The 410-nt window shown below is 59.3% G+C and carries 1 protein-coding gene; it reads right to left on the reverse strand.

Annotated elements, in window-relative coordinates; all coding sequences use genetic code 11:
- The coding region (locus SB753_RS35015; RefSeq protein ID WP_410804632.1) for a mechanosensitive ion channel domain-containing protein at positions 1-410 on the reverse strand (410 nt) is incomplete at both ends.

A 410-nucleotide genomic window follows, 5' to 3' on the forward strand; every position in this document is an offset into this window, starting at 1 on the left:
CGATCACCTTGCCTTCGGCGCCGTCAATCGAGATCCAGTCACCCACGCGGTACGGTTCCGTGGAATTCAGCACGATGCCCGCAAAGACATCGTGCAAAGTACTTTGAATAGCCAAACCGAGAATAACGGCCAATGTTCCCGACGTCGCAATCAGGCCGCGAACGGGTATTTCCAGAACGAATCCCGTCGCGGCTACTGCCGCGGCAAGAAACACCACGGCGCCGAATACGTCCTGAAACAGTCTCTGCTTGCGCCAGGTCTGCGGCAGCAGAAGGGCGTCGAGAGCAAGCGTGAACAGGCGGGCACCTGTCAGCCACCAGAATATCTTCAGGGCCTGCGCCGCTTCGTGAAGCAGCGACGCTTCAAGATGCGTAGCCTGTCGGAAGGGGCTGAGGCCCGCGGTGAAAATG

Origin of the sequence: Paraburkholderia sp. SIMBA_053 (genome assembly GCF_046534895.1) — a bacterium.
Lineage (GTDB): Bacteria > Pseudomonadota > Gammaproteobacteria > Burkholderiales > Burkholderiaceae > Paraburkholderia > Paraburkholderia caledonica.